This is a genomic window from Streptomyces sp. TSRI0281 (assembly GCF_001905125.1).
Taxonomy (GTDB): Bacteria; Actinomycetota; Actinomycetes; order Streptomycetales; family Streptomycetaceae; genus Streptomyces.
The window spans coordinates 127053-147812 of record NZ_LWLE01000007.1 but is presented as its reverse complement, the minus strand read 5'-3'; the positions used below and the strand labels follow the sequence as shown (position 1 = coordinate 147812).

Genomic DNA, 20760 nt, shown 5'->3' with positions numbered 1-20760 from the left:
CCCGGTCACAGCTCCGGCGGCGGTTGCGGTGCCCCCGGCACCCGGATCGACGCGACCGTGCCGGGGCCGTCGTCCGTCGCCGGGGTCAGGGTGATGGTGCCGCCCGCCTGCTGGACCGTGCGGGCCACGATGGACAGGCCCAGGCCCGAGCCGGGGAGCTGGCGGGCCGACGGGGAGCGCCAGAAGCGTTCGAAGACGTGGGGGAGTTCGTCGGCGGGGATGCCGGGGCCCCGGTCCCGTACCGTCAGCTCGCCCCGGTGCAGGATCACGTCGATCGTCGCGCCGGGCGGGCTGAACTTCACCGCGTTGTCCAGGACGTTGACGACCGCCCGTTCCAGCGCGGCCGGTTCCGCCCGTACATACCAGGGGGCCAGCTCCGCCGTGATCGTCAGCTCGGGGCCGCGCAGCCTGGCCCGTTGCAGGGCGGTGCGGGTGATGTCGTGGAGGGCGACCACCTGGAGCGGGCCGGGCTGGGCGGCGTCCGGGCGGGCCAGTTCCTGGAGGTCGCCGATGAGCGAGGCCAGCTCCGTCATCTGGGCCTTGACCGACGTCATCAGGGCCTTGCGGTCGTCCGGCGGGATCGCCCGGCCGGTCTCCTCGCTGCGGGCGAGCAGTTCGACGTTCGTACGCAGCGAGGTGAGCGGGGTCCTCAGTTCATGGCCCGCGTCCGCGATCAGCTGGGCCTGGAGGTCGCGGGAGGTGGCGAGCGAGGCGGTCATGGAGTTGAAGGAGCGCGAGAGCCGGGCGATCTCGTCCTCGCCCTCGACCGGGATACGGACGGTGAGGTCCTCGGTACGGGCCACGTGCTCCACGGCCTCGGTGAGCTCGTCCACCGGGCGCAGCCCGGACCTGGCCACCCACAGCCCGGCGGCGCCCGCGCCGACGACGCCGATGCCGGAGACGATGAGCAGGACCAGGGCCAGCTGGTTGAGCGGGTCGGTGACCTGGTCCATGGGGATGGCCACCGAGACCGCGACGCCGCGCCGCTCCTGGTTGGGGATCGTCGTCGTGTAGACGCGCATGGCCGTGCCGTTGTCGGCGTCCGTGGTGTGCGTGGCGCTCTTGCGCACACCCGCCGCGACCACCCGGTCGGCGGGCTGCACCGGGATCGCGGACTTGTCCGGCTGTGTGCAGGGCTCCGTACCGACCGCCGTCACCAGCTGGATCGTGTAGGGGCCGGTCACGATCTGGACGTCACCGGGCAACTGGTTCGTGCAGGACGCCGTGAGCAGCCTGATCGCGTCGTCGTTCGGCTTGACCTGGCTCAGGGTCGTGTCGAGCTGCTCGGTGAGCCGTTCTCGGGTCGTCACCCAGCAGGCCAGGGCGACCGCCGCCACCGCCACCGCCACCGCCGTCGCCACCAGCATTGCCAGCCTCGACCGCAGGGGCAGCGCCCGAAGCCGCCGCAGCGGGCCGCTCACCCCTCACCGCCGCCGGACCGCAGCGCGTATCCCACGCCGCGCACCGTGTGGACCAGACGCGGTTCGCCGCCCGCTTCCGTCTTGCGGCGCAGGTACATCACGTACACGTCCAGGGAGTTGGAGCTCGGTTCGAAGTCGAAGCCCCAGACCGCCTTGAGGATCTGCTCCCGGGTGAGGACCTGGCGCGGGTGCGCCAGGAACATTTCCAGGAGGGTGAATTCGGTACGGGTCAGCTCGACCCGGCGCTCTCCCCGGGTGACCTCGCGGGTGGTGAGGTCCATCCGCAGGTCGGCGAAGGACAGGACGTCGTCGTCGGTGATGTCCGCGCCCGCCGCGGCCGCGTAGGAGCTGCGGCGCAGCAGGGCCCGGATGCGGGCGAAGAGCTCGTCCAGTTCGAAGGGCTTGACCAGGTAGTCGTCGGCGCCCGCGTCGAGGCCGGTGACCCGGTCACCGACGGTGTCGCGGGCGGTGAGCATGAGGATGGGGGTGGTGGTGCCGGTGGACCGGATGCGGCGGGCGGCGGTGAGGCCGTCCATGCGCGGCATCTGGATGTCCAGGACGATCAGGTCGGGGGCGTACGCCTCCGCCTTGGTGAGGGCGTCGTAACCGTCCACGGCGACCTCGGTCCCGTACCCCTCGAAGGCGAGGCTGCGCTGCAGCGCCTCGCGCACGGCGGGCTCGTCGTCGACGATCAGGATGCGCTGCGGATCGTCTTCGGCGGGGCTCATCGCTGCTCGTCCTCTTCTCGTTCCGGCCTGATACGGATGCTCTCAGCCTCGCACGGTCAGCACCTGGACCGGTGATCAGGAGCCGGCGCCGGACCGCAGGGTGTCCAGGTCGGCCTTGACCGTGTTGACGGGGATGGCGAAGCCGAGGCCCACGCTGCCCGCGGCGGAGCCGCCCGTGCCGCTCGCGGAGCTGGGCGAGTACATCGCGGAGTTGATGCCGATGATCTCGCCGTTCATGTTGATCAGCGCGCCGCCGGAGTTGCCCGGGTTGAGGGAGGCGTCGGTCTGGAGGGCCTTGTACGTGGTCTTCGACGTACCCGTGTCGCCGTTGAACTGCTGCCCGCCGAACTCGAACGGCCACTGCCCGCCGCCCTGTTGACGCTGGTCCTGCCCCTGGCCGTTGCCGGAGTCGTCGTCCTTGGCCACCGTGACGTCGCGGTCGAGCGCGGAGACGATGCCACTGGTGACCGTGCCGGTCAGGCCCTCGGGGGAGCCGATCGCCACGACCTGGTCGCCGACCTTCACAGCGGAGGAGTCGCCGAGCGAAGCCGTCTTCAGCCCGCTCGCGCCCTGGAGCTTGATCAGCGCGAGGTCCTTGTCGGCGTCGGTGCCGACGACATCGGCGGTGTACGTCCTGCCGGTGGAGAGCGTCACCTTGATCTCGGAGGCGCCGGAGATGACGTGGTTGTTGGTGACGATCTCGCCGTCGCCCGTGATGACCACGCCGGAGCCGGTGGACTGGCCCGCCGTCGAGGTCGCGCCGATCTCGACGATCGCCGGGGACACGGCTGCCGCGACTCCGGAGACGGTGCCCGCGCTGCTCTGCGAGACGGTGGTGCCGTTGACGACGCCGGAGGAGCCGGAGCCGGTCGTACCGCTGTCGGTCAGCTGTCCGACCAGGGCCGCGCTTCCGCCGCCGACCACCGCCGCGACGATCGCCACCGCCGCCAGGAGCGCGACGGGCCGCCTCGCCCGGCGACGGGGCTTCGGCTGCTCGGGCTCGTACGCGGGCGGCGGCGGGTAGGACGAGGCCCCGCCGGCGTACCCGTGCGAGGGGTCCGTCGGGTACGAGGGTGACGAGGGTGACGAGGCGGAGGACGAAGGTGACGAGGGGTCCGTCGGGTACGAGGGGTACGTCGGGTATTCGCCGCTCGGGCGGTGGCTCTCGGTCATGTCTACGAGAGTGGCCAGCGAACATGAGAAGAGCCTGAATACGTCCTGAGAAGCCCGGCAGAACCGTGTATGTCCGAAATAAAGGGCCCGCCCCGGACCGCCTGCCTCCCGGGCCGCCCGCCCCGGACCGTCGCCTCCCGGTGGGTCTACCGCTCGGGCGTCGGTTCCCCGCACCCGCACGAGCGCCGCACCACCAGCGCCGACGGGAACTGCTTCAGCCGCTCCCGGCGCGAGCCCGAGACCCGCAGCGCGTCGTCCAGGACCAGGTCCACGGCCGCCCGCGCCATCGCCGGGCGGTCCGAGAAGACCGTCGTCAGCGGCGGGTCGGTGAGACCGGCTTCCTTCACGTCGTCGAAGCCCGCGACCGCGAGCTCCCCGGGCACATCGATCCGCAGCTCGCGGGCCGCCCGCAGCACCCCGATGGCCTGGTCGTCCGTCGCGCAGAAGATCGCCGGGGGCCGGTCCGGGCCCGCCAGCAGCCCGAGCGCCACCTGGTAGGCGTCGTAACGGTTGTACGGGGCCTGGAACAGCCGGCCCTCCGTCGAACGCCCCGACTCGTGCATCGCCCGGCGCCAGCCCTCGACGTGGTCGGCGACCGGGTCACCGACCGCCGGGGTCGACTCCACACCGCCGAGGCAGGCCACGTACGCGTTGCCGTGCTCCAGCAGGTGGCGGGTGGCCAGCTGCGCGCCGCCGACGTCGTCCGTCACCACCGCGACGTCATCGATCGCCTCGGGCCGCTCGTGGAGCAGCACGACGCGGGCGTCCCATGCCTCGATCTCGGCCGCGGCCCGCTCGCTGGGTCCCTGGCTGACCAGGATCAGGCCGGAGACGCGCATACCGAGGAAGGCCCGCAGATAGTGGACCTCGCGCTCGTCGCGGTAGTCGGAGTTGCCGACGAGGACCATCTTTCCGCGTTCGGCGGCGGCCTGTTCGACCGCGTGCGCCATCTCCGCGAAGAACGGCTGGCGCGCGTCCGGAACGATCATGCCTATGAGGTCGGTGCGCCGCGAGGCCATGGCCTGGGCGACCCGGTCGGGCCGGTATCCCAACTGCTTGATCGCGGCGAGCACCCGCTCGCGCGTGGCCGGGGCGACCGGCCTGGGTCCGTTGTTGATGACATAACTGACGACTGCGGTCGACGTACCCGCCAGTCTCGCCACATCGTCCCGCGTCACCTTGGCCACGCGCGGCAGTCTACGCGGATGGACCTACCTCTTGGCAGGTCGGACCGGGGCTTCTTCCGGGAGCTCCGATTTGGGCGGCTGAGCCGAACGGGTCACGGCTTCGGTGGCCGTCACCACCGCCGCCCGGACCTTCGCCGCGCGGTCCTTGGCCTCCTGCGCCTTCGCCTCCTCGGCGGCGCGCTCCACCTTCTCCGGGGCGACGAAGCGGTAACCGACGTTGCGCACGGTGCCGATCAGCGACTCGTGCTCGGGGCCCAGCTTGGCGCGCAGCCGCCGGACGTGGACGTCGACCGTCCGCGTACCGCCGAAGTAGTCGTAGCCCCACACCTCCTGGAGCAGCTGGGCGCGGGTGAAGACGCGGCCCGGGTGCTGGGCGAGGTACTTGATCAGTTCGAACTCCTTGAAGGTCAGGTCCAGGACCCGGCCCTTCAACTTGGCGCTGTACGTCGCCTCGTCGACCGAGAGGTCGCCGTTGCGGATCTCCATCGGGGAGTCGTCGGAGGTGATCTGCCGGCGACCGGTGGCCAGCCGCAGCCGGGCCTCGACCTCCGCCGGGCCCGCCGTGTCCAGCAGGACGTCGTCGATGCCCCAGTCGGCGGTGACGGCGGCGAGACCGCCCTCCGTGACCACGAGGATCAGCGGACAGCCGGGTCCGGTGGACCGCAGCAGCTGACAGAGCGAACGCACCTGTGGAAGGTCGCGGCGCCCGTCGATGAGGATCACGTCGGCACCCGGGGTGTCGACGAGAGCGGGTCCTTCGGCGGGGGCCACCCGCACGCTGTGCAGCAGGAGGCCGAGGGCGGGGAGCACCTCCGTCGACGGCTGAAGTGCGTTGGTCAGAAGCAGCAGTGAACTCATCGCCGCCCACCTGCCCGGTTCGTCGGTCGATCGTCTTGCACGGTTCGCTCGCCCATTACGTCGGTCCTCCTCGTTCCCTGCGAGAGGGGCACTCCCGGGTCGGACCCGGGGGAGTATGCGGCACTGCTTCGTACGGTCATGCGGGTTTTACGGTGCGGTCCCGCGCCCTGGGACCGCTGAGCTTGTTGAAACGTCTGCGTAACAACGGGTGGAAAGCACAAAAGGACCCGGGGGCTGCATTGCCCGGATCCTCATCGCAGCAGAATAACCCACATGAGTTCTGTGTCCGAGGGTCGATTCCTGAGTTCTTCTGTTTCCTTCCTCACGCCGAACCCCCGCCGCACCACACTGCTGACCGATGACGGGGTCGCGGTCGAGGCGGTGTACGAACCGTGCACGGCGGGTTTCGCGGCTGCGGGGGAGGGGGCGGGGGACGGTGCGCGGGAGCGGGTTCGGGCCACTACGGCGATCGTCGTCGCGCACGGCTTCACCGGCCATCTGGACCGGCCCGCCGTGCGGCGGGCGGCTCAGGTGTTCTCCCAGCGTGCGGCCGTGATCACGTTCTCTTTTCGGGGGCACGGGCGGTCCGGCGGGCGCTCGACGGTGGGCGACCGGGAGGTACGGGATCTGGCCGCCGCGGTGGCCTGGGCGCGCTCGCTGGGACACCGGCGGATCGTTACGGTCGGCTTCTCGATGGGCGGCTCCGTGGCGCTCCGGCACGGTGCCCTGTACACGGATGACGCGACCCCGATTCAGGCCCGGAATGCGGGACCGGATTCCGTCCACGATGTGATACGAAACGATTCGGCCGTTCGAGTACCGGCGTGCGAGCGGCGCATGGAGGCGCACGCCGACGCGGTGGTTGCGGTGAGTGCCCCCGCGCGCTGGTTCTACCGGGGTACGGCCCCGATGCGGCGCCTGCACTGGGTGGTCACGCGTCCCACGGGCCGGCTCGTCGGCCGCTACGGCTTCGGCACCCGGATCGACAGCGCGGCCTGGGACCCCGTACCGCTCTCCCCGGTCGGCGCGGTCCCGCTGATCGCCCCCGCCCCGCTGCTGGTCGTGCACGGCGACCAGGACCCGTACTTCCCGCTCGACCACCCGCGGGCGCTCGCCGCGGCGGCCGGTGAGGGCGGCGCGGACCTGTGGCTGGAGCGGGGGATGGGGCACGCGGAGAACGCGTCCGACGACGCCCTGCTCGCCCGTATCGCCGACTGGGCGGTCGCGGCGTGACCCATCATGGACAGCTGACGCACGAGGAAAGGGGTGGCGCCATGGCGACGGGAACGATCCGTTACTGGGCTGCGGCCAAGTCCGCCGCGGGGACCGCGGAGGAACCGTACGCGGCGGCGACACTCGCCGAGGCGCTCGACGCGGTGCGCGAACGGCACCCCGGTGAGCTGGCCCGCGTACTGCGAAGGTGTTCGTTCCTGATCGACGGTGACCCCGTCGGGACCCGTGGCCATGAGACCGTACGGCTTGCCGAGGGCGGCACGGTCGAGGTGCTCCCGCCGTTCGCAGGAGGGTGAACCGCAGACCATGAGCAGCAACGATCAGCAGTATCCGCATCCGTACGGTGAGCAGCCGTACGACGGGCAGCAGTCCCCGCCGTACGAAGGACAGCAGCCGTACGACGGACAGCAGCCGTACGAAGGACAGTCCTACGGCGATCCGGCCCAGGGCGCCCCCGTGTACGGGCAACAGCCGCAGCAGTTCCAGCAGCACCCCCAGCCGCAGCACCCCCAGCACCCCCAGCCTCAGCAGTCGTGCGGTGGCCAGGCCCCGTACGGCGCGTACGAGCCCCACGCGGGCGACACGGGCGCCACCGGGGCCGCAGCGGCCCAGTGGCCCACCGGGCAGTCGGAGCCGGGGGCCTTCGACCAGGGCGCGACGCAGACCTGGCAGGCGCAGACCTGGGACACCCAGTACCAGCCGACGATCCAGCCGCTTCAGCCTCAGCAGCCGCTTCAGCACCAGGCTCATCAGGAGTACCCGGAGCAGCGCCCCCAGCCTCAGCCCCAGCAGCCCCAGCAGCCCCAGCAGTCCCAGCAGCAGTACCAGGGGCAGCAGGGACACCCGCAGCACCAGCACCAGCACCAGCACCCGGCCGCCGCCACGGATGCTGCGTATCTGCCGCCGCAGGGCGACTCGGGCTCGTACCCGCTGCCGCCCGAGGTACCGGACACATCGGTTGCCGCCCCGGCTCCCGCGCCCGCGCCCGCTTCGCCCGCCGGAGCCTCCGCGCCGCGGGACGCCTCCGGGTTCAGCGCGCCCACCACCCTCGGCAACAGCCGGGTCACCGACGCCCAGCGGGCCCGCGCCGAAGGCCGTTCGCCGATCATCGCGCCGGGCATGCAGCCCGCCGCGATCACCGCGGGGCTCGGCCTGCTCCTCGCCCTCGGTGCCGCGATCGGGCAGTACGCCCTGGTCGTCCCCCTGGTCCTGCTCCAGGCCGTGACGGCCGCCGGGTGGTTCCGGCTCAACGGCATGTGGCCGGCCCGCCAGGGCATCGCGCTCGCCTTCGCGGGCGGGTTCGTCGCGGACGTGGCGCTGCTCGCGGCCGGCCGGGAGAACGGTCCCGCCGCCCTGCTGGGCACCCTGGGTGTCTGGGTGCTGCTCACGGTCGTCCTGCAACTGCGCAGCCACGCGGGCGCCGACGAGCGGATGTACGGGCTGATGGCCACCGTCGTGTCCGCCGCCCTCGCCGTGCTCGCCGCCGGGCATCTGGCGGCCGTCCCGGACGCCGTGACGGTGGGCGGGGTGGCGGTCGCGGCCGCCGTGCTCGTCAGGGCGCTGCCCCTGCCGGGAGCCGCGTCGGTCGTGGTGGCGCTGCTCGTCGCCGCGGGAGCCGGTCTCGCGATGGGCGGGTTCACGGACTTCGGTACGAAGGCCGCGTTCCTCGGGCTGGTGGCCGGTGGCTGCGCGCTGATCGGGCTGCGGGTGGCGAGCTACGACTACCCGTCCCGGTTCGTGCACATGACGGCCGGAGTGGCGCTGCCGCTGACCGCCGCGGCTCCCGCGGTGTATGTGATCGGCCGCGTGATCGTTTGACGGTGATCCCGTGCGTACGGGCGGGGCCATGAGTTCGGCGGGCGCCGTGTGTACGGGGGCGATGCCGCGGGAACCGATGGGGGGTCTTTGAACGTCGATCACCCCGGGTGTCCCGTGCGGCCGCAAGTAGGCTCACGGGCGCCAGGGGTCCGATCGGGGTCCCACGGGGGTCCGGTCGGGTCAGGGTGGGGAGCAACGGGCATGCGTGCACTGCGAATACTGCTGATCGTCCTGGTGGTGCTGGGCGGTGCCTTCGTCGCCGTCGACCGTGCCGCCGTGTACTTCGCGGAGTCCGAGGCCGAGGGCCGGGTCCGGATCACCGGGGGCAGCGCCGGTTCGACGGACGTCTCGATCAAGGGCTTCCCGTTCCTGACGCAGGTCGCCGGTTCACGGTTCGACCAGGTGGACGTCAAGCTCACCGGGATCAGGGCCAGCGCCGGTGGCCGCGCGATCCGGATCAGCGAGATGCGGGCCCAGCTGCACGACGTGACCCTGGGTTCCGGCTACTCCAGCGCCACGGCCGCCCGTGCCACCGGTACGGCCGTCGTCAACTACGAGGACCTGACCTCGGCGGCCAACGACGACGTCGCCGTCGAGTACGGCGGCGACGGCAAGGTGAAGGTCACCGGCACGGTCGGCATCCTCGGCCGCCCGGTCTCGCGCAGCGTCCTCTCCACCGTCACCCTCGTCGACGGCAGGACCATCCGGGTGCACGCGGACAAGGTCCCGGGCGAGGGCATTCCCGGTCTGGAGGATCTGGTCCGCGGGAAGACCGACTTCGAGCGGGAGATCGGCGGGCTGCCGGACGGTCTGAAGCTGGAGAAGGTCGAGGTGACCCGGGACGGCCTGGAGATCTCGGTCACGGGCTCGAACGTCGCGCTCACGGGCTGACGGACCGGCGACGGCAGCCCCGGACCCGCAGTCCGTGGTGGCCCAGGCGGCCCCGGACCCGTAGTCCGTGGCGGCCCAGGCCGCCCCAGGCCCGCAGTCGATCCAGATATTGAGACGTTCCTGTCCGGTCCTCAGATGGACGCCGGGCGCACACCGCCGGAGCGTGGCTCCGATCCCTCGGTCACGCTGCTCACGTCTCGGATGGCGGACGATCCCGTCTCATCATCCGACACGACGGTGACATCTCCGCCCGTACCTCCCTACGATCGGACACATGAAGCGACAGGCGGATCTCACGAAGCGGCGGGCAGTGGACCTCTGCCGCGTCGCCGCCATGCTCTGTCGCACCTTCTGAGCGGGACGTTCCCGGCGTCCTGTTTCCCCCCGGCTCCTCGACCACGGTCAGGGCCGAGCCCGCGCCTCGTACGCGCCGCGCTCCGTGCATGTCGCGCGTACATCCCGCACCCGCACTCCGCACTCCGCACCACCCCGCCGCAGACTGCCCCGGAGGAGAACCACATGAGCCGCAGTGACGTCCTGGTAGACGCCGACTGGGTCGAAGCCCACATCGACGACCCGAAGGTCGCCATCGTCGAGGTCGACGAGGACACCTCCGCGTACGAGAAGAACCACATCAAGAACGCGATCCGGATCGACTGGACCACGGACCTCCAGGACCCGGTCCGCCGTGACTTCATCGACCAGGCCGGCTTCGAGAAGCTCCTGTCCGAGAAGGGCATCGCGAACGACACGCTCGTCGTCCTCTACGGCGGCAACAACAACTGGTTCGCCTCGTACGCGTACTGGTACTTCAAGCTGTACGGCCACGAGGGCGTCAAGCTCCTCGACGGCGGCCGCAAGAAGTGGGAGCTCGACTCCCGCGACCTGGTCGACGCCGTTCCGTCCCGCCCGGCCACCTCGTACAAGGCCAAGCCCCAGGACGAGTCGATCCGCGCCTACCGCGACGACGTCGTGAAGGCCATCGGCAGCCTGAACCTGGTCGACGTGCGGTCGCCCGACGAGTTCAGCGGCAAGCTGCTCGCACCGGCGCACCTCCCGCAGGAGCAGTCGCAGCGCCCCGGCCACGTGCCCAGCGCCCGCAACATCCCGTGGTCGAAGAACGCCAACGACGACGGCACCTTCAAGTCGGACGACGAGCTCAAGGCCCTCTACGAGGCCGAGCAGGTCGACCTGGCGAAGGACACCATCGCGTACTGCCGCATCGGTGAGCGCTCCGCGCTCACCTGGTTCGTGCTGCACGAGCTGCTCGGCCAGGCGAACGTCAAGAACTACGACGGTTCGTGGACCGAGTACGGCTCCCTCGTGGGCGTGCCGATCGAGCTCGGCGCCGCCAAGTAGTTCCGCAGGACCGCTCAACCGTTCAGCAGGACCCCGACCAGAAGGACAGAACACCATGTGTGGAGCACAGGCCGGCGGCCCCGACGCTTCGACGATCAAGCCCGGCGAGACCACCATCCAGGGCAGCGTGACCCGTGACGGCGAGCCCGTCACCGGCTATGTGCGCCTGCTGGACTCGACCGGCGAGTTCACCGCCGAGGTCCCGACCTCGGCGACCGGGCAGTTCCGCTTCTACGCGGCCGAAGGCACCTGGACGCTTCGCGCCCTGGTTCCGGGCGGCAGCGCCGACCGTACGGTCGTGGCGCAGACCGGTGGCCTCTCCGAGGTCGCGATCGCCGTCTAGCTCCGGCCGACGCGACGCACGACGCAGTAGTGCCACGCGACGCACAACGCGGTAGTACGCGGCGATACGACGCAGAAGTACGCGGCGGTACGACGCAGAAGTACGCGGTGGTACCACGCGGCGGTACGACGCACGACGCATGACCGGCCGAAGGGCCGCACCCCAGGGGGTTGGACGCCACCTGAGCAGGGGTGCGGCCCTTCGCGCCGTTCGCCTGGGCCGCGCACCGGATCGGGCCTACGCTGGAGACATGTACGCCCGGCGCCGTCGCGGCTATTTCCTGATGATGGGCGGATGCATCGTCCTCTTCGTCTCCGCCTGGGCCGTCGTACGCCTCTGGTCGATGCCGGTCGCCATCGGGATGTGCGTGGTCGCCATGGTCATCCCGCCGATCGCGGCGATAGTCGCCAACCGGCGAGGCCCGGAGGACCGTTGGTGGGACGACCCGTCCGGCGATGCGAAGTCCGACGAGTGGTGGGACGAACTCGACGGCAAGAAGCGCCGCCGGTAGGAGCCTCCCGGCGGCGGTGGGACCTCAGTAGACGAGGGCCTGGGTGCCGTCCGCCATGGCCTCCTGCACGAAGACCTGGGCGCCCGCGATCCGTACGCCCTCCAGTACGTCCTTCTCACTGATGTCGCGCCGGGCCGCGCACTGCGTACAGAGCGTGACGCGACCGCCCGCCAGGATCGAATCGATCAGGTCGGGCAGCGGCGCGGCGTGCGGCAGCTCGAACTCGGCGGCGCGCCCCGGCAGGGCGAACCAGGAGGATTCTCCGGTCAGCCAGAGCGAGACCTCCACACCGCTGGCGACGGCCACGGCCGCCACGGTGAAGGCCTGGGAGCAGCGCTCGGCGGAATCGGCCCCGGCGGTCACCTTGATCACAAGCTTCTTTGGCATATGCCGAACTGTAATCGTCGGGTGGGCAACCTCTTTCGGTACCTGTGGGTCAGTTGTGTGCGCAGGTAACGGAATCTGCGCCTCAGGTCTCGTGGGGGGACCCTTTTGGAACTGAACAACACCATTCCTGACGTACCGACCGAGCCACCTTCCGCTCCCGTCGCTCCTGTCACTCCCGTTGTTGCTGACACTGCCGTACGCCCACGTCCGCGCGGACGTACGACCTTGCTCATCGCCGCCGCCGCGCTGCTCGGCATCACCGGTGGCGCCGCCGTCGGTTACGGCATCCAGGCCGAGCGCGCACCGACCCCGTTGGCCGCGCTGTCGCAGTCGGGCCTCGGCTACCCGGCGAAGCCGCTGCCCGCGGACAAGGTCCCGGCCCCGCTGCCCGTCGCGCAGGACCGGCAGGTCACGACGGACGGTGACCTGCGCAAGCTGCTGGTGGACCGGCCCAAGGGCGCGAAGAGGTCGGTCCTGGAACTGCGCATCGACGACGGCTGGACGCCGTTCGACACGTATGCCCGGGACTTCGACAGCGAGGACTACATGTTCGAGACGATGGCCGAGGGCGACTTCCGCCGGGTCGCGTCGGCCGCGTGGCGCCAGGGGCAGTACCGGGACACCGCCGTCAACCTCGTCCAGTTCCGCTCCGGATCGCAGCTGGGCGCGAGCGATCACTTCTACGGTCAGCTGGAGTACATGCCGTTCGACAAGGACGGCGCGGGCAACGAGGGCGACCCGATCAAGGGCAGCGGCAAGGGCCGCTACTACCTGTTCAAGGTCGAGCGGAAGGCGGGCTACATGCCGTCCTACCGCGCCAGGGCCCTGGCGCTGCGCGGCGACATCATGCTCGACATCAACATCTTCGACACCACGCCGATCAGCAAGAAGGACATCCGGAAGCTGGCCGAGCGACAGCTGGAGCGGCTGTGAACGACGAGATGAGCCGCGGCACGAGCCCGGACAACGACCCGACGACTCCCGGCCCGAGCCCGGAGAACGGTGCCGTACAGAGCGGTGCCGTACAGAACGGTGCCGTACAGAACGGTGCCGTACAGAACGGTGCCGTACAGAACGGTGCCGTACAGAACGGTGCCGTACAGAACGGCGCCGAGCGGAATGGCTCCGAACTGAACGGTGCCGAGCGGAATGGCTCCGAACTGAACGGCCTTCCGGCCCCGCCCCGCAGGGCGCGGCGGCTGGTCCTCACCGCGCTGCCCTTCGTCCTGGTCCTCGGCGCGGTCGGTGGCGCCGCCGCGTACACCAAGAGCACCGTGGACGGCGCCGACCGCACCGTCACCACGTCCGTCTGGGCGAAGACCGGGGACAAGCCCGCCGAGGACCCGGCCGGCGGCCCCGACCGCGGCCGGGCCACCACCGAACTCAGCAAACTGCTGCTCCCGGTCCCCAAGGGGTACCGGCTCGGCCCGGACATCGGCGAGTTCGGCAACGACAGCGAGACGAGCGGCAAGAAGGCCACGGCAGCCATGAAGGAAATGGGCCGCGGCCTGGCGGGCAAGCAGCGCCGGGAGCTGGACAAGCGCATCGACCGCCTCCGTATCCGGGGCGTCGCGCAGCGCTCGTACACCTCGGACGCCAACGACCTGACCGTCGAGATCCGCATCTCGAAGATGCGGGACAAGAAGGCCGTCCACGACACGTACGCAGGTCAGAAGGAACTGATGGACTCCTTCGGGGGCTTCCGGAAGGGGCCGAGGATCGAGGGCCACAAGAAGGCCACCTGCTACCGGATGCCGAAGGACGGCAAGAACAAGCTCGACGGGGTGTTCTGCCTCGCCTACGACGGGGAGGCGTACGTCTCCGTCACGACGAACGGCAGCGAGCCGTTCAGCATGTCCGACGTCGCCGATCTGGTGAAGGACCAGCTCGACCACATCAAGTCTCCGGGGGAGTACGTATGACCGAGCAGACGGTGACGGCGACACCGGAGCCCGAGGCGCCCGCGTCCGCGCCCGAGGTGCCCGTGTCCGCGCCGGAGACCGCTGCGGGGATACCCGCTGCGGAGATACCCGCGACGGCACCTCCCGTACCGGGGGCCCCTCCCGCCGCCCCGCCGCAGGGGCCGAAGCCGCCGCGGCGTGTGCTGCGGGCCGTGGCGCGCTGGACCGCCGCCGTGCTGGTGCTCGGCTCGGTCGGCACCGGTACGGCCCTCGGTCTCGCGTCGATGGAGCGCACCGACGTGCCGGGGCTCGCCACCGAGGGCGACGGGCGCTGGGACTACCCGACGCTGTCGCTCCCTGCGCTCCCGGCCGGTTCTCCGCGACCGTTCAGCGACGGCAATCCCGCCGAGGTGCACCACGCGGACCTGCGGAAACTGCTGCTGCCCGCCCCGGCCGGAGCGACGGCGGACAAGAAGCTGACCGGGGACTGGGTCCCCACCGGGCAGTTCCTCGCGGAGTTCCGGGAGGACAAGCGGGACGCGCTGTCCCAGCTCCTCAAGGACTCGGCCCTGCGGCACATCGCGGCCCGGGGCTGGACCATGCCGGACGGCACCGTGTCCCGGACCTATCTGCTCCGGTTCAACTCCGCGGGCTTCGCGGGGGCGCTGCGAGACGACCTGTACGTCGGGGTCTCGGCCGGCATCCCGATCGCCGGCACCGACGTGATGGAGCTGGACGAGTCCTGGAACGCCGCGGACAAGGTCCCGGGCGTCACGCCGTATGTGTTCAGCGAGAAGGCCCCCTTCGGCGGTGAGCACGTCCGCCAGGCGTACTCCGTCGCGGGCGACACCCTCGCGCTGGTCATCCACACCCGTAAGGGCAAGGAGGAGACGGCACGCATCCCGTTCCAGCAGTCGCTGATCCTGCAGAACCAGCTGCTCGGCTGAGGACCTGAACGAGAGAGCCGGGCCCCTACCCATTAGGCTGGGGCCCGGCCCTGTACTGCCGCCATTCGCTCGTTCCGAGGAGCCCCCGTGCTTGAGGCATTCTTCTCCGCCCTGCTGATCCTGGTCTGCGTCGGCGTGCTCGCGTTCGCCGGTGTGACCGTGAAGAAGCTGTACCAGGGCCAGCGCTGACCCTCGTAGAACTCCTCCGCTCCCTCACAGATCGTCTGAGACGCCCATGATCTCGATTCCGTCCGACCTCCACCCGGACCTCGTCCCGCTGGCCTTCCTCCTGGGCAACTGGGCGGGCGCGGGTGTGTCCGACTTCCCCGGTGCCGAGAAGTGCAACTTCGGCCAGGAGGTCACCTTCAGCCACGACGGCCGGGACTTCCTGGAGTACGTCTCGCACACCTGGGTGCTGGACGAGGAGGGCAATCAGGTCCGGCCGCTGGAGTCCGAGTCCGGCTACTGGCGCATCGACAAGGACCGCAAGGTCGAGGTCGTCATGGTCCGTGACCAGGGCATCGTCGAGATCTGGTACGGCGAGCTGGCGAACCAGAAGCCGCAGATCGACCTGGTCACCGACGCGGTGGCCCGTACGGCGGCCTCCGGCCCGTACAGCGGCGGAAAGCGTCTCTACGGGTATGTGAAGAGCGACCTGATGTGGGTCGGCGAGAAGTCCACCCCCGAGGTCGAACTGCGCCCCTACATGTCGGCGCACCTGAAGAAGGTCGTCACCCCGGAAGAGGTCGCCGAGATGGCGCGGAACCTCGAAGACATGCCGGACGACGGCATCGCGTTCTTCAAGTAGTCCGCGAAGCTGCGGGAAGGTGCTCACCCGGACCTACACTGGCCCTGTGGTGAGCACCGACTGGAAGACCGATCTTCGGCAGCGTGGCTACCGGCTGACGCCTCAGCGTCAGCTCGTCCTGGAGGCCGTCGACGCACTGGAACACGCGACGCCCGACGACATCCTCTGCGAGGTGCGCCGGACCGCGTCCGGCGTGAACATCTCCACCGTGTACCGGACCCTGGAGCTCCTGGAGGAGCTCGGGCTGGTCAGCCACGCCCATCTCGGGCACGGCGCTCCGACGTACCACCTGGCCGACCGCCATCACCACATCCATCTGGTCTGCCGGGACTGCGCGGACGTCATCGAGGCCGATGTCGACGTGGTCGCCGACTTCACCGCCAAGCTCCGGGACAGCTTCGGCTTCGAGACCGACATGAAGCACTTCGCGATCTTCGGCCGCTGTGCCGACTGCACCGCGAAGGCGAACTCCCCCGCCGCCGAATAAATCCTGGCCGGGTCCTGGGCACAGCCGAATAGATCCTGGTCGGGTCCTAGGTACAAAGGCCCGGTGCCCGGCCGGGGTGGCCGTCCGCCGCCGGGTCGTAGGCTGGGCGCATGAAGAGCCCCCTGCTGTCCCTGCCCGGCGCAGTCCCCGCCGAGGGCCGCGACGAAGGTGTTGCCGCGCACTACGGCGACCTGTTCCGCGAGCAACGCGCCCTCGCCGACGGCAACGGTTTCGTCGACCTCTCCCACCGGGGCGTCGTCACCGTCAGCGGCGACGACCGGCTGAGCTGGCTCCATCTGCTGCTCACCCAGCATGTCAGCGACCTCGCCCCCGGTCAGGCCACCGAGGCGCTGATCCTGAGTTCGAACGGGCACATCGAGCACGCCATGTACCTCGTCGACGACGGCGAGCGGGTGTGGATGCATGTCGAACCGGAGACGCAGGGCGAGCTCATCGCCTACCTGGAGTCGATGAAGTTCTACTACCGGGTCGAGGTCGCCGACCGTACCGAGGACATCGCCGTCGTCCATCTGCCGGCCGGTTCCATCGCCGAGGTGCCCGAAGGCGTCGCCGTACGGGAGACGCCGCACGGCCGGGACCTGTTCCTGCCCCGCGCGGACCTGGAGACGTACGCCGCCGGGCACGGTCCGGCGGCGGGCATCCTGGCGTACGAGGCGCTGCGCGTCGAGGCGCACCGCCCGCGCATCGGCTTCGAGACCGACCACCGCACCATTCCGCACGAGCTGGGCTGGATCGGCACCGCCGTCCACCTCCAGAAGGGCTGCTACCGGGGCCAGGAGACCGTCGCCCGCGTCCACAACCTGGGGAAGCCGCCGCGCCGGCTGGTCTTCCTGCACCTGGACGGCAGCGAGGTGCACCTGCCCGGACACGGCACGCCGGTGCGGCTGGCGGCCGACGGGGCGGAGGGGCGGCAGCTCGGCTTCATCACCACCTCGGCCCGCCACCACGAGCTGGGCCCGATCGCCCTGGCACTGGTGAAGCGGAACGTGGCCGTGGACGCGGAGCTGATCGCGGGGGACACGGCCGCCGCCCAGGAGACGGTCGTCGAGCCGTAGTTCCCCTACGCACCGGCGTCCACCGCCGCCGGTGCGGGGGGTGCCCCCGCACCCCCGTACCGCTACACCTCGATCAGTACGGTGAACGGGCCGTGGTTCGTGAGCGAGACGCGCATGTCCGCACCGAACCGGCCCGTCTCCACATGTGCGCCGAGCGCCCGCAGTTGCGCCACCACCTCGTCGACCAGCGGTTCGGCGATCTCGCCGGGCGCGGCGGCGTTCCAGGTGGGCCTGCGGCCCTTCCGGGCGTCCCCGTAGAGAGTGAACTGGGAAATCACCAGGAGGGGGGCATTCGTATCCGAACAGGACTTCTCGCCCTCCAGGACACGCACCGACCAGAGCTTGCGGGCGAGCTGCGCGGCCTTCTCCGGGGTGTCCCCATGGGTGACCCCCACCAGCACACACAGTCCTTCGCCGACGATCTCGCCGACGATTCCGGTCCCCGACGGGTCGTCCGCGGCGCCTGCCACGGTGACGCTCGCGCCGTCCACTCTCTGTATCACTGCACGCATACAGACCAACCTATCTTGGGCTGAACGGGTACAGATCACCAGCGTGGGCCCCCCGGCAGGTGGCACGATGCACGATGGCGGTGTGCCGACGCACCGGTTGAGGGGACGGAACAGCATGAGTACATATGGAGCCGGACAATCTCCCGGTGCCGTACCGGTGCCACGCGCCAGCACCATGCGGCCACCCGTGCAGCGGAGCGTACCGGGGCCGGGCCCCGTGCCCCCGCCCCCGGCCGGACCGGGGGCCGTGCCCGCCGGGTCCGTACCCGAACAGGCGGTGTCGCCGGTGGCGACGGCCGCGGCCGGGGAGGACGGCCCGCCCGCCGGGTTCGCCGGGCTGCGGCTGCCGGAACTGCGGGCGCTGCGCCGCGACGCGCAGCGCGACGAGGCCGACCTCAGCTACGTACGCCGGCTGGTGCAGGGCCGCATCGACATCCTGCGGGCCGAGCTGGCCCGCCGCAGGGACCCCGAGACGCCGGTGGTGGACCGGCTCTCCGAGATCCTGGCAGACGCCCCGTCCCGGCACCGCACCTCCGCCCGGCACGTCACGCTGACCACGCCGCGCAGCGACGAGTACCGCCGGCTGGCCGCGGAGACGCTCGCCGAGGTCGAGCTCTCCGACCTGGACGCCCGGACGGACGAGGAACTGCACACGGCGATGGGGCGGCTCATCCGCTATGAGCAGCAGGTTTCCCGGCGCCGTCACCAGCTCCAGCGCACCGCGGACGATTGCAGCGCGGAGATCGCCCGCAGGTACCGTGACGGGGAAGCACAAGTAGACGACCTGCTCGCCTGAAGCGATCCTTCCGGGCGCGGGTCCCGCACCCCGTCCCCGGAAGGCCACCATGACGTCGATCGGCGCCACCTCCGACACCGTCCCCGCCATAGCCCCCGCCCCGCCCGTACTGGCCGAGGTCGTACGGTCCGGGTTCACCGAGGGCCATCACCGGGGCTCGCTGGTCGTGCTGGCCGCCGACGGCAGTGTGGAGTGGACGCTCGGCGATCCGGCGGCGCCGGTCTTCCCGCGCTCGTCCAACAAGCCGATGCAGGCCGCCGCGATCCTGCGGGCCGGGCTCGACCTGTCCGGGGAGCGGCTGGCACTGGCCGCCGCGAGCCATTCGGGGGAGCGGTTCCACCTCGATCTCGCCCGGACGATGCTGGCCGAGCACGGGCTGAGCACCGATGACCTCCGGACCCCGCCCGATCTTCCGCTGGACCCGGTGGAGGCGGAGGCGTATCTCGCCGCCGGGCACGTCCGGGAGCGGATCACGATGAACTGCTCCGGCAAGCACGCGGCGATGCTGGCGGTCTGTGTACACAACGGGTGGGACACCGCGACCTACCTCGATCCCGCGCACCCGCTCCAGCGTCTGGTGCACCAGGTGATCGAGGAGGCGGCGGGCGAGCCGGTCGCGGCGGTCGGCACGGACGGCTGCGGGGCCCCGCTGATGGCGATCGGCCTGGTCGGGCTGGCGCGGGCGTTCCGGTCGTTCGTGCTGGCGGAGCCGGGGACGGCGGAGCGCCGGGTCGCGGACGCGATGCGCGCGCACCCCGAGTACGTCGCGGGTACCCGGCGTCCCGACACCTGGCTGATGCGGGAGGTGCCGGGGACGCTCTCGAAGATGGGGGCGGAGGCGGTGCAGGCGGTGGCGCTGGCGGACGGCCGGGCGCTGGCCTTCAAGATCGACGACGGCTCGGGGCGGGCACTCGGCCCGGTGCTGGCCCGCACGCTCGAACTGCTCGGCGTGGACGCCCCGGTGGTGTCCCGGATCGGCCGGGCGCCGCTCCTGGGCGGGGCGGCGGAGGTCGGCGAAATCCGTGCGACATTCTGACGGCCGTATGCCTAGCGTGGGGGCATGAGCCCTGAGGTCCGTACCGTTACCGCCACCGAGTACCCCGACTGGATGCGTGCCGTGGGCATCGGCTTCCTGCGCGCCGCGAAGCCGTCGGAGGAGGAGATCGCGGGGCGGCTGGCCCGCACCGATCTCTCGCGTGTGCGGGGGGCGTTCGACGACGGGCGGTGTGTGGCGACGTTCCGCTCGTTCGCCCAGGAACTGACCGTTGTCGGCGGTGCGACGGTGCCGGCCGACGCGATCAGCGGGGTGACGGTGACGCCCACCCACCGCCGCCGCGGGCTGCTGAGCCGGATGATGGCGGCGGACCTGGCGGCGGCGAAGGAACGCGGTGAGCCGGTCGCCACGCTGATCGCCGCCGAGTATCCGATCTACGGCCGGTACGGGTTCGGCCCGGCCACCTGGACCGCGGAGTGGGAGATCGACGTCCCGAGGGCCGGTCTCGACCCCCGCTGGGCGGGCCCGTCCGCGGCGGACGGCGGCGGCAGGATCGAGATGGCCGACGGCGCGGAGATACGCAAGGTGGGCCCCGCACTGCATGCCCGCCTCGCCGCCCAACGGCCCGGTGTCATCAGCCGGGACGAGCGCTGGTGGGAGCTCGGCACCGGCGTGGACGTCCCCGCGTACGAGGGCTGGACCGAGCCGTTCTACGCGGTCCACCGTGCCGCCGACGGTGAGGTCGACGGCCTCGTCGTCTACTCCGCCGACGACAACTGGGGCGATGGCAAGCAGCCGTTGAACAAGGCGACCGTGCGGCAGCTGATCGCGGCGACCCCGGCGGCGGAACGAGCGCTGTGGCACTTCGTCTGCTCGATCGACTGGATCACCACGGTCCGCTCCGGCTACCGGGCCCCCGACGATCTGCTGCCCCTGCTCCTCCCGGACCCCCGCGCCGCCCGCATCGTCACCCTGGCGGACTGGCTGTGGGTGCGTGTCCTGGACGTCACCCGCGCGATGGAGGCCCGTACGTACGCCGCCGAGGCCGATCTGGTGCTGGAGATCCACGACTCCGCGGGCCTGGCGGGCGGCCGTTTCCGGCTGGACGTCTCACCGTCCGGTGCGAGCTGCGCCCCGACCACGAGGAGCGCCGATCTGACCCTGGACGTAAGGGAGTTGGGTGCGCTGTACCTCGGTGACGAGTCGGTGCGGCGCCTGGTGGACCTGGGCCGGGTCGAGGAGAACCGGCCGGGCGCCGCGGACACGGCGGAACTGGCGCTGCGGACGGGGCGGCGGCCCTGGTGCCCGGACGTGTTCTGAGACGCGGTAC

The 20760-nt window shown here is 71.1% G+C and carries 24 protein-coding genes; 17 read left to right on the top strand and 7 right to left on the bottom strand.

The features are described 5' to 3' along the window. Positions 1 to 5: 5 nt before the first annotated feature. From A6A29_RS14550 to A6A29_RS14530, 5 genes are all read right to left on the bottom strand, one after another. A complete protein-coding gene (locus tag A6A29_RS14550) occupies positions 6 to 1367 on the bottom strand; it encodes a HAMP domain-containing sensor histidine kinase (protein ID WP_107468212.1) in 1362 nt (453 codons plus the stop codon). A gap of 50 nt (positions 1368 to 1417) precedes the next feature. Next, positions 1418 to 2149: a response regulator transcription factor gene (locus tag A6A29_RS14545; RefSeq protein ID WP_073720485.1), complete on the bottom strand. Its 732-nt coding sequence runs from the start codon at positions 2147 to 2149 to the stop codon at positions 1418 to 1420. A 75-nt stretch (positions 2150 to 2224) separates the two neighbouring features. Continuing rightward, on the bottom strand, positions 2225 to 3322 hold the full coding sequence (locus A6A29_RS14540; protein WP_073720484.1) for a S1C family serine protease: 1098 nt from the start codon (positions 3320 to 3322) through the stop codon (positions 2225 to 2227). A 146-nt stretch (positions 3323 to 3468) separates the two neighbouring features. Continuing rightward, complete coding sequence (locus A6A29_RS14535) at positions 3469 to 4509, bottom strand: LacI family DNA-binding transcriptional regulator (protein WP_073720483.1); 1041 nt, start codon at positions 4507 to 4509, stop codon at positions 3469 to 3471. A 24-nt stretch (positions 4510 to 4533) separates the two neighbouring features. Continuing rightward, positions 4534 to 5367, bottom strand: a complete 834-nt coding sequence (locus tag A6A29_RS14530; protein WP_073720482.1) for a response regulator transcription factor — start codon at positions 5365 to 5367, stop codon at positions 4534 to 4536. A 273-nt stretch (positions 5368 to 5640) separates the two neighbouring features. Between A6A29_RS14530 and A6A29_RS14525 the strand changes: the two genes are divergently transcribed. The 8 genes from A6A29_RS14525 (at position 5641) to A6A29_RS14495 (ending at position 11522) form a co-directional block, all read left to right on the top strand. Beyond that, positions 5641 to 6600 (top strand): alpha/beta hydrolase, encoded by a 960-nt coding sequence (locus tag A6A29_RS14525; RefSeq protein WP_079182748.1) that lies wholly within the window; start codon positions 5641 to 5643, stop codon positions 6598 to 6600. Between the two features lie 41 nt (positions 6601 to 6641). Further along, positions 6642 to 6896: a MoaD/ThiS family protein gene (locus A6A29_RS14520; RefSeq protein WP_073720481.1), complete on the top strand. Its 255-nt coding sequence runs from the start codon at positions 6642 to 6644 to the stop codon at positions 6894 to 6896. A gap of 10 nt (positions 6897 to 6906) precedes the next feature. After that, positions 6907 to 8418: a hypothetical protein gene (locus tag A6A29_RS14515; protein WP_073720480.1), complete on the top strand. Its 1512-nt coding sequence runs from the start codon at positions 6907 to 6909 to the stop codon at positions 8416 to 8418. Between the two features lie 201 nt (positions 8419 to 8619). Continuing rightward, the gene (locus tag A6A29_RS14510; RefSeq protein WP_073720479.1) at positions 8620 to 9309 is read left to right on the top strand and encodes an LmeA family phospholipid-binding protein; all 690 of its coding nucleotides are present in this window, start codon (positions 8620 to 8622) and stop codon (positions 9307 to 9309) included. A 274-nt stretch (positions 9310 to 9583) separates the two neighbouring features. Continuing rightward, positions 9584 to 9664 carry a putative leader peptide gene (locus A6A29_RS48015; RefSeq protein WP_350310325.1) on the top strand — a complete coding sequence of 27 codons (81 nt, stop codon included), beginning with the start codon at positions 9584 to 9586 and terminating at the stop codon, positions 9662 to 9664. A gap of 164 nt (positions 9665 to 9828) precedes the next feature. After that, positions 9829 to 10668: a sulfurtransferase gene (locus A6A29_RS14505; protein WP_073720478.1), complete on the top strand. Its 840-nt coding sequence runs from the start codon at positions 9829 to 9831 to the stop codon at positions 10666 to 10668. A gap of 55 nt (positions 10669 to 10723) precedes the next feature. Next, positions 10724 to 11011 carry a DUF1416 domain-containing protein gene (locus A6A29_RS14500; RefSeq protein WP_003968135.1) on the top strand — a complete coding sequence of 96 codons (288 nt, stop codon included), beginning with the start codon at positions 10724 to 10726 and terminating at the stop codon, positions 11009 to 11011. Positions 11012 to 11150: 139 nt separating this feature from the next. Next, on the top strand, positions 11151 to 11522 hold the full coding sequence (locus tag A6A29_RS14495; protein WP_385730094.1) for a DUF3099 domain-containing protein: 372 nt from the start codon (positions 11151 to 11153) through the stop codon (positions 11520 to 11522). A 24-nt stretch (positions 11523 to 11546) separates the two neighbouring features. Here A6A29_RS14495 and A6A29_RS14490 read toward each other — a convergent pair whose 3' ends face one another. Further along, positions 11547 to 11909 carry a DsrE family protein gene (locus A6A29_RS14490; RefSeq protein ID WP_073720476.1) on the bottom strand — a complete coding sequence of 121 codons (363 nt, stop codon included), beginning with the start codon at positions 11907 to 11909 and terminating at the stop codon, positions 11547 to 11549. Positions 11910 to 12134: 225 nt separating this feature from the next. Here A6A29_RS14490 and A6A29_RS14485 point away from each other — a divergent pair, with 225 nt between their 5' ends. From A6A29_RS14485 to ygfZ, 6 genes are all read left to right on the top strand, one after another. Then, positions 12135 to 12842 (top strand): hypothetical protein, encoded by a 708-nt coding sequence (locus A6A29_RS14485; protein WP_241838465.1) that lies wholly within the window; start codon positions 12135 to 12137, stop codon positions 12840 to 12842. Further along, positions 12839 to 13831: a hypothetical protein gene (locus A6A29_RS14480; RefSeq protein WP_338012873.1), complete on the top strand. Its 993-nt coding sequence runs from the start codon at positions 12839 to 12841 to the stop codon at positions 13829 to 13831. Before A6A29_RS14485 ends, A6A29_RS14480 begins: the two co-directional genes overlap by 4 nt. Next, a complete protein-coding gene (locus A6A29_RS14475) occupies positions 13828 to 14757 on the top strand; it encodes a hypothetical protein (protein WP_073720474.1) in 930 nt (309 codons plus the stop codon). Before A6A29_RS14480 ends, A6A29_RS14475 begins: the two co-directional genes overlap by 4 nt. Positions 14758 to 14992: 235 nt before the next feature. Further along, a complete protein-coding gene (locus A6A29_RS14470) occupies positions 14993 to 15565 on the top strand; it encodes an FABP family protein (protein WP_073720473.1) in 573 nt (190 codons plus the stop codon). 46 nt (positions 15566 to 15611) lie between these two features. Next, positions 15612 to 16052: a Fur family transcriptional regulator gene (locus A6A29_RS14465; RefSeq protein ID WP_073720472.1), complete on the top strand. Its 441-nt coding sequence runs from the start codon at positions 15612 to 15614 to the stop codon at positions 16050 to 16052. A 110-nt stretch (positions 16053 to 16162) separates the two neighbouring features. Beyond that, positions 16163 to 17128, top strand: coding sequence for a CAF17-like 4Fe-4S cluster assembly/insertion protein YgfZ (gene ygfZ, locus A6A29_RS14460; protein WP_073720471.1), 966 nt, complete (start codon positions 16163 to 16165; stop codon positions 17126 to 17128). 62 nt (positions 17129 to 17190) lie between these two features. Here ygfZ and dtd read toward each other — a convergent pair whose 3' ends face one another. Beyond that, positions 17191 to 17640 (bottom strand): D-aminoacyl-tRNA deacylase, encoded by a 450-nt coding sequence (dtd, locus tag A6A29_RS14455; RefSeq protein WP_073720470.1) that lies wholly within the window; start codon positions 17638 to 17640, stop codon positions 17191 to 17193. Positions 17641 to 17755: 115 nt separating this feature from the next. Between dtd and A6A29_RS14450 the strand changes: the two genes are divergently transcribed. From A6A29_RS14450 to A6A29_RS14440, 3 genes are read left to right on the top strand one after another with little or no spacing between them, the layout of a single operon-like run. After that, positions 17756 to 18436: an RsiG family protein gene (locus A6A29_RS14450; protein WP_073720469.1), complete on the top strand. Its 681-nt coding sequence runs from the start codon at positions 17756 to 17758 to the stop codon at positions 18434 to 18436. Positions 18437 to 18485: 49 nt separating this feature from the next. After that, positions 18486 to 19472 carry an asparaginase gene (locus A6A29_RS14445; RefSeq protein WP_073720468.1) on the top strand — a complete coding sequence of 329 codons (987 nt, stop codon included), beginning with the start codon at positions 18486 to 18488 and terminating at the stop codon, positions 19470 to 19472. Positions 19473 to 19496: 24 nt separating this feature from the next. Further along, the gene (locus tag A6A29_RS14440; RefSeq protein WP_073720467.1) at positions 19497 to 20750 is read left to right on the top strand and encodes a GNAT family N-acetyltransferase; all 1254 of its coding nucleotides are present in this window, start codon (positions 19497 to 19499) and stop codon (positions 20748 to 20750) included. Positions 20751 to 20760 lie beyond the last annotated feature (10 nt).

What these genes read in the sequence shown, in the direction of transcription:
- A6A29_RS14550 (WP_107468212.1), bottom strand. Translation starts at nt 1,367, where the DNA reads ATGCTGGTGGCGACGGCGGTGGCGGTGGCGGTGGCGGCGGTCGCCCTG.
- A6A29_RS14545 (WP_073720485.1), bottom strand. Translation starts at nt 2,149, where the DNA reads ATGAGCCCCGCCGAAGACGATCCGCAGCGCATCCTGATCGTCGACGAC.
- A6A29_RS14540 (WP_073720484.1), bottom strand. Translation starts at nt 3,322, where the DNA reads ATGACCGAGAGCCACCGCCCGAGCGGCGAATACCCGACGTACCCCTCG.
- A6A29_RS14530 (WP_073720482.1), bottom strand. Translation starts at nt 5,367, where the DNA reads ATGAGTTCACTGCTGCTTCTGACCAACGCACTTCAGCCGTCGACGGAG.
- A6A29_RS14525 (WP_079182748.1), top strand. Translation starts at nt 5,641, where the DNA reads ATGAGTTCTGTGTCCGAGGGTCGATTCCTGAGTTCTTCTGTTTCCTTC.
- A6A29_RS14520 (WP_073720481.1), top strand. Translation starts at nt 6,642, where the DNA reads ATGGCGACGGGAACGATCCGTTACTGGGCTGCGGCCAAGTCCGCCGCG.
- A6A29_RS14515 (WP_073720480.1), top strand. Translation starts at nt 6,907, where the DNA reads ATGAGCAGCAACGATCAGCAGTATCCGCATCCGTACGGTGAGCAGCCG.
- A6A29_RS14510 (WP_073720479.1), top strand. Translation starts at nt 8,620, where the DNA reads ATGCGTGCACTGCGAATACTGCTGATCGTCCTGGTGGTGCTGGGCGGT.
- A6A29_RS48015 (WP_350310325.1), top strand. Translation starts at nt 9,584, where the DNA reads ATGAAGCGACAGGCGGATCTCACGAAGCGGCGGGCAGTGGACCTCTGC.
- A6A29_RS14505 (WP_073720478.1), top strand. Translation starts at nt 9,829, where the DNA reads ATGAGCCGCAGTGACGTCCTGGTAGACGCCGACTGGGTCGAAGCCCAC.
- A6A29_RS14500 (WP_003968135.1), top strand. Translation starts at nt 10,724, where the DNA reads ATGTGTGGAGCACAGGCCGGCGGCCCCGACGCTTCGACGATCAAGCCC.
- A6A29_RS14495 (WP_385730094.1), top strand. Translation starts at nt 11,151, where the DNA reads ATGACCGGCCGAAGGGCCGCACCCCAGGGGGTTGGACGCCACCTGAGC.
- A6A29_RS14490 (WP_073720476.1), bottom strand. Translation starts at nt 11,909, where the DNA reads ATGCCAAAGAAGCTTGTGATCAAGGTGACCGCCGGGGCCGATTCCGCC.
- A6A29_RS14475 (WP_073720474.1), top strand. Translation starts at nt 13,828, where the DNA reads ATGACCGAGCAGACGGTGACGGCGACACCGGAGCCCGAGGCGCCCGCG.
- A6A29_RS14470 (WP_073720473.1), top strand. Translation starts at nt 14,993, where the DNA reads ATGATCTCGATTCCGTCCGACCTCCACCCGGACCTCGTCCCGCTGGCC.
- ygfZ (WP_073720471.1), top strand. Translation starts at nt 16,163, where the DNA reads ATGAAGAGCCCCCTGCTGTCCCTGCCCGGCGCAGTCCCCGCCGAGGGC.
- dtd (WP_073720470.1), bottom strand. Translation starts at nt 17,640, where the DNA reads ATGCGTGCAGTGATACAGAGAGTGGACGGCGCGAGCGTCACCGTGGCA.
- A6A29_RS14450 (WP_073720469.1), top strand. Translation starts at nt 17,756, where the DNA reads ATGAGTACATATGGAGCCGGACAATCTCCCGGTGCCGTACCGGTGCCA.
- A6A29_RS14445 (WP_073720468.1), top strand. Translation starts at nt 18,486, where the DNA reads ATGACGTCGATCGGCGCCACCTCCGACACCGTCCCCGCCATAGCCCCC.
- A6A29_RS14440 (WP_073720467.1), top strand. Translation starts at nt 19,497, where the DNA reads ATGAGCCCTGAGGTCCGTACCGTTACCGCCACCGAGTACCCCGACTGG.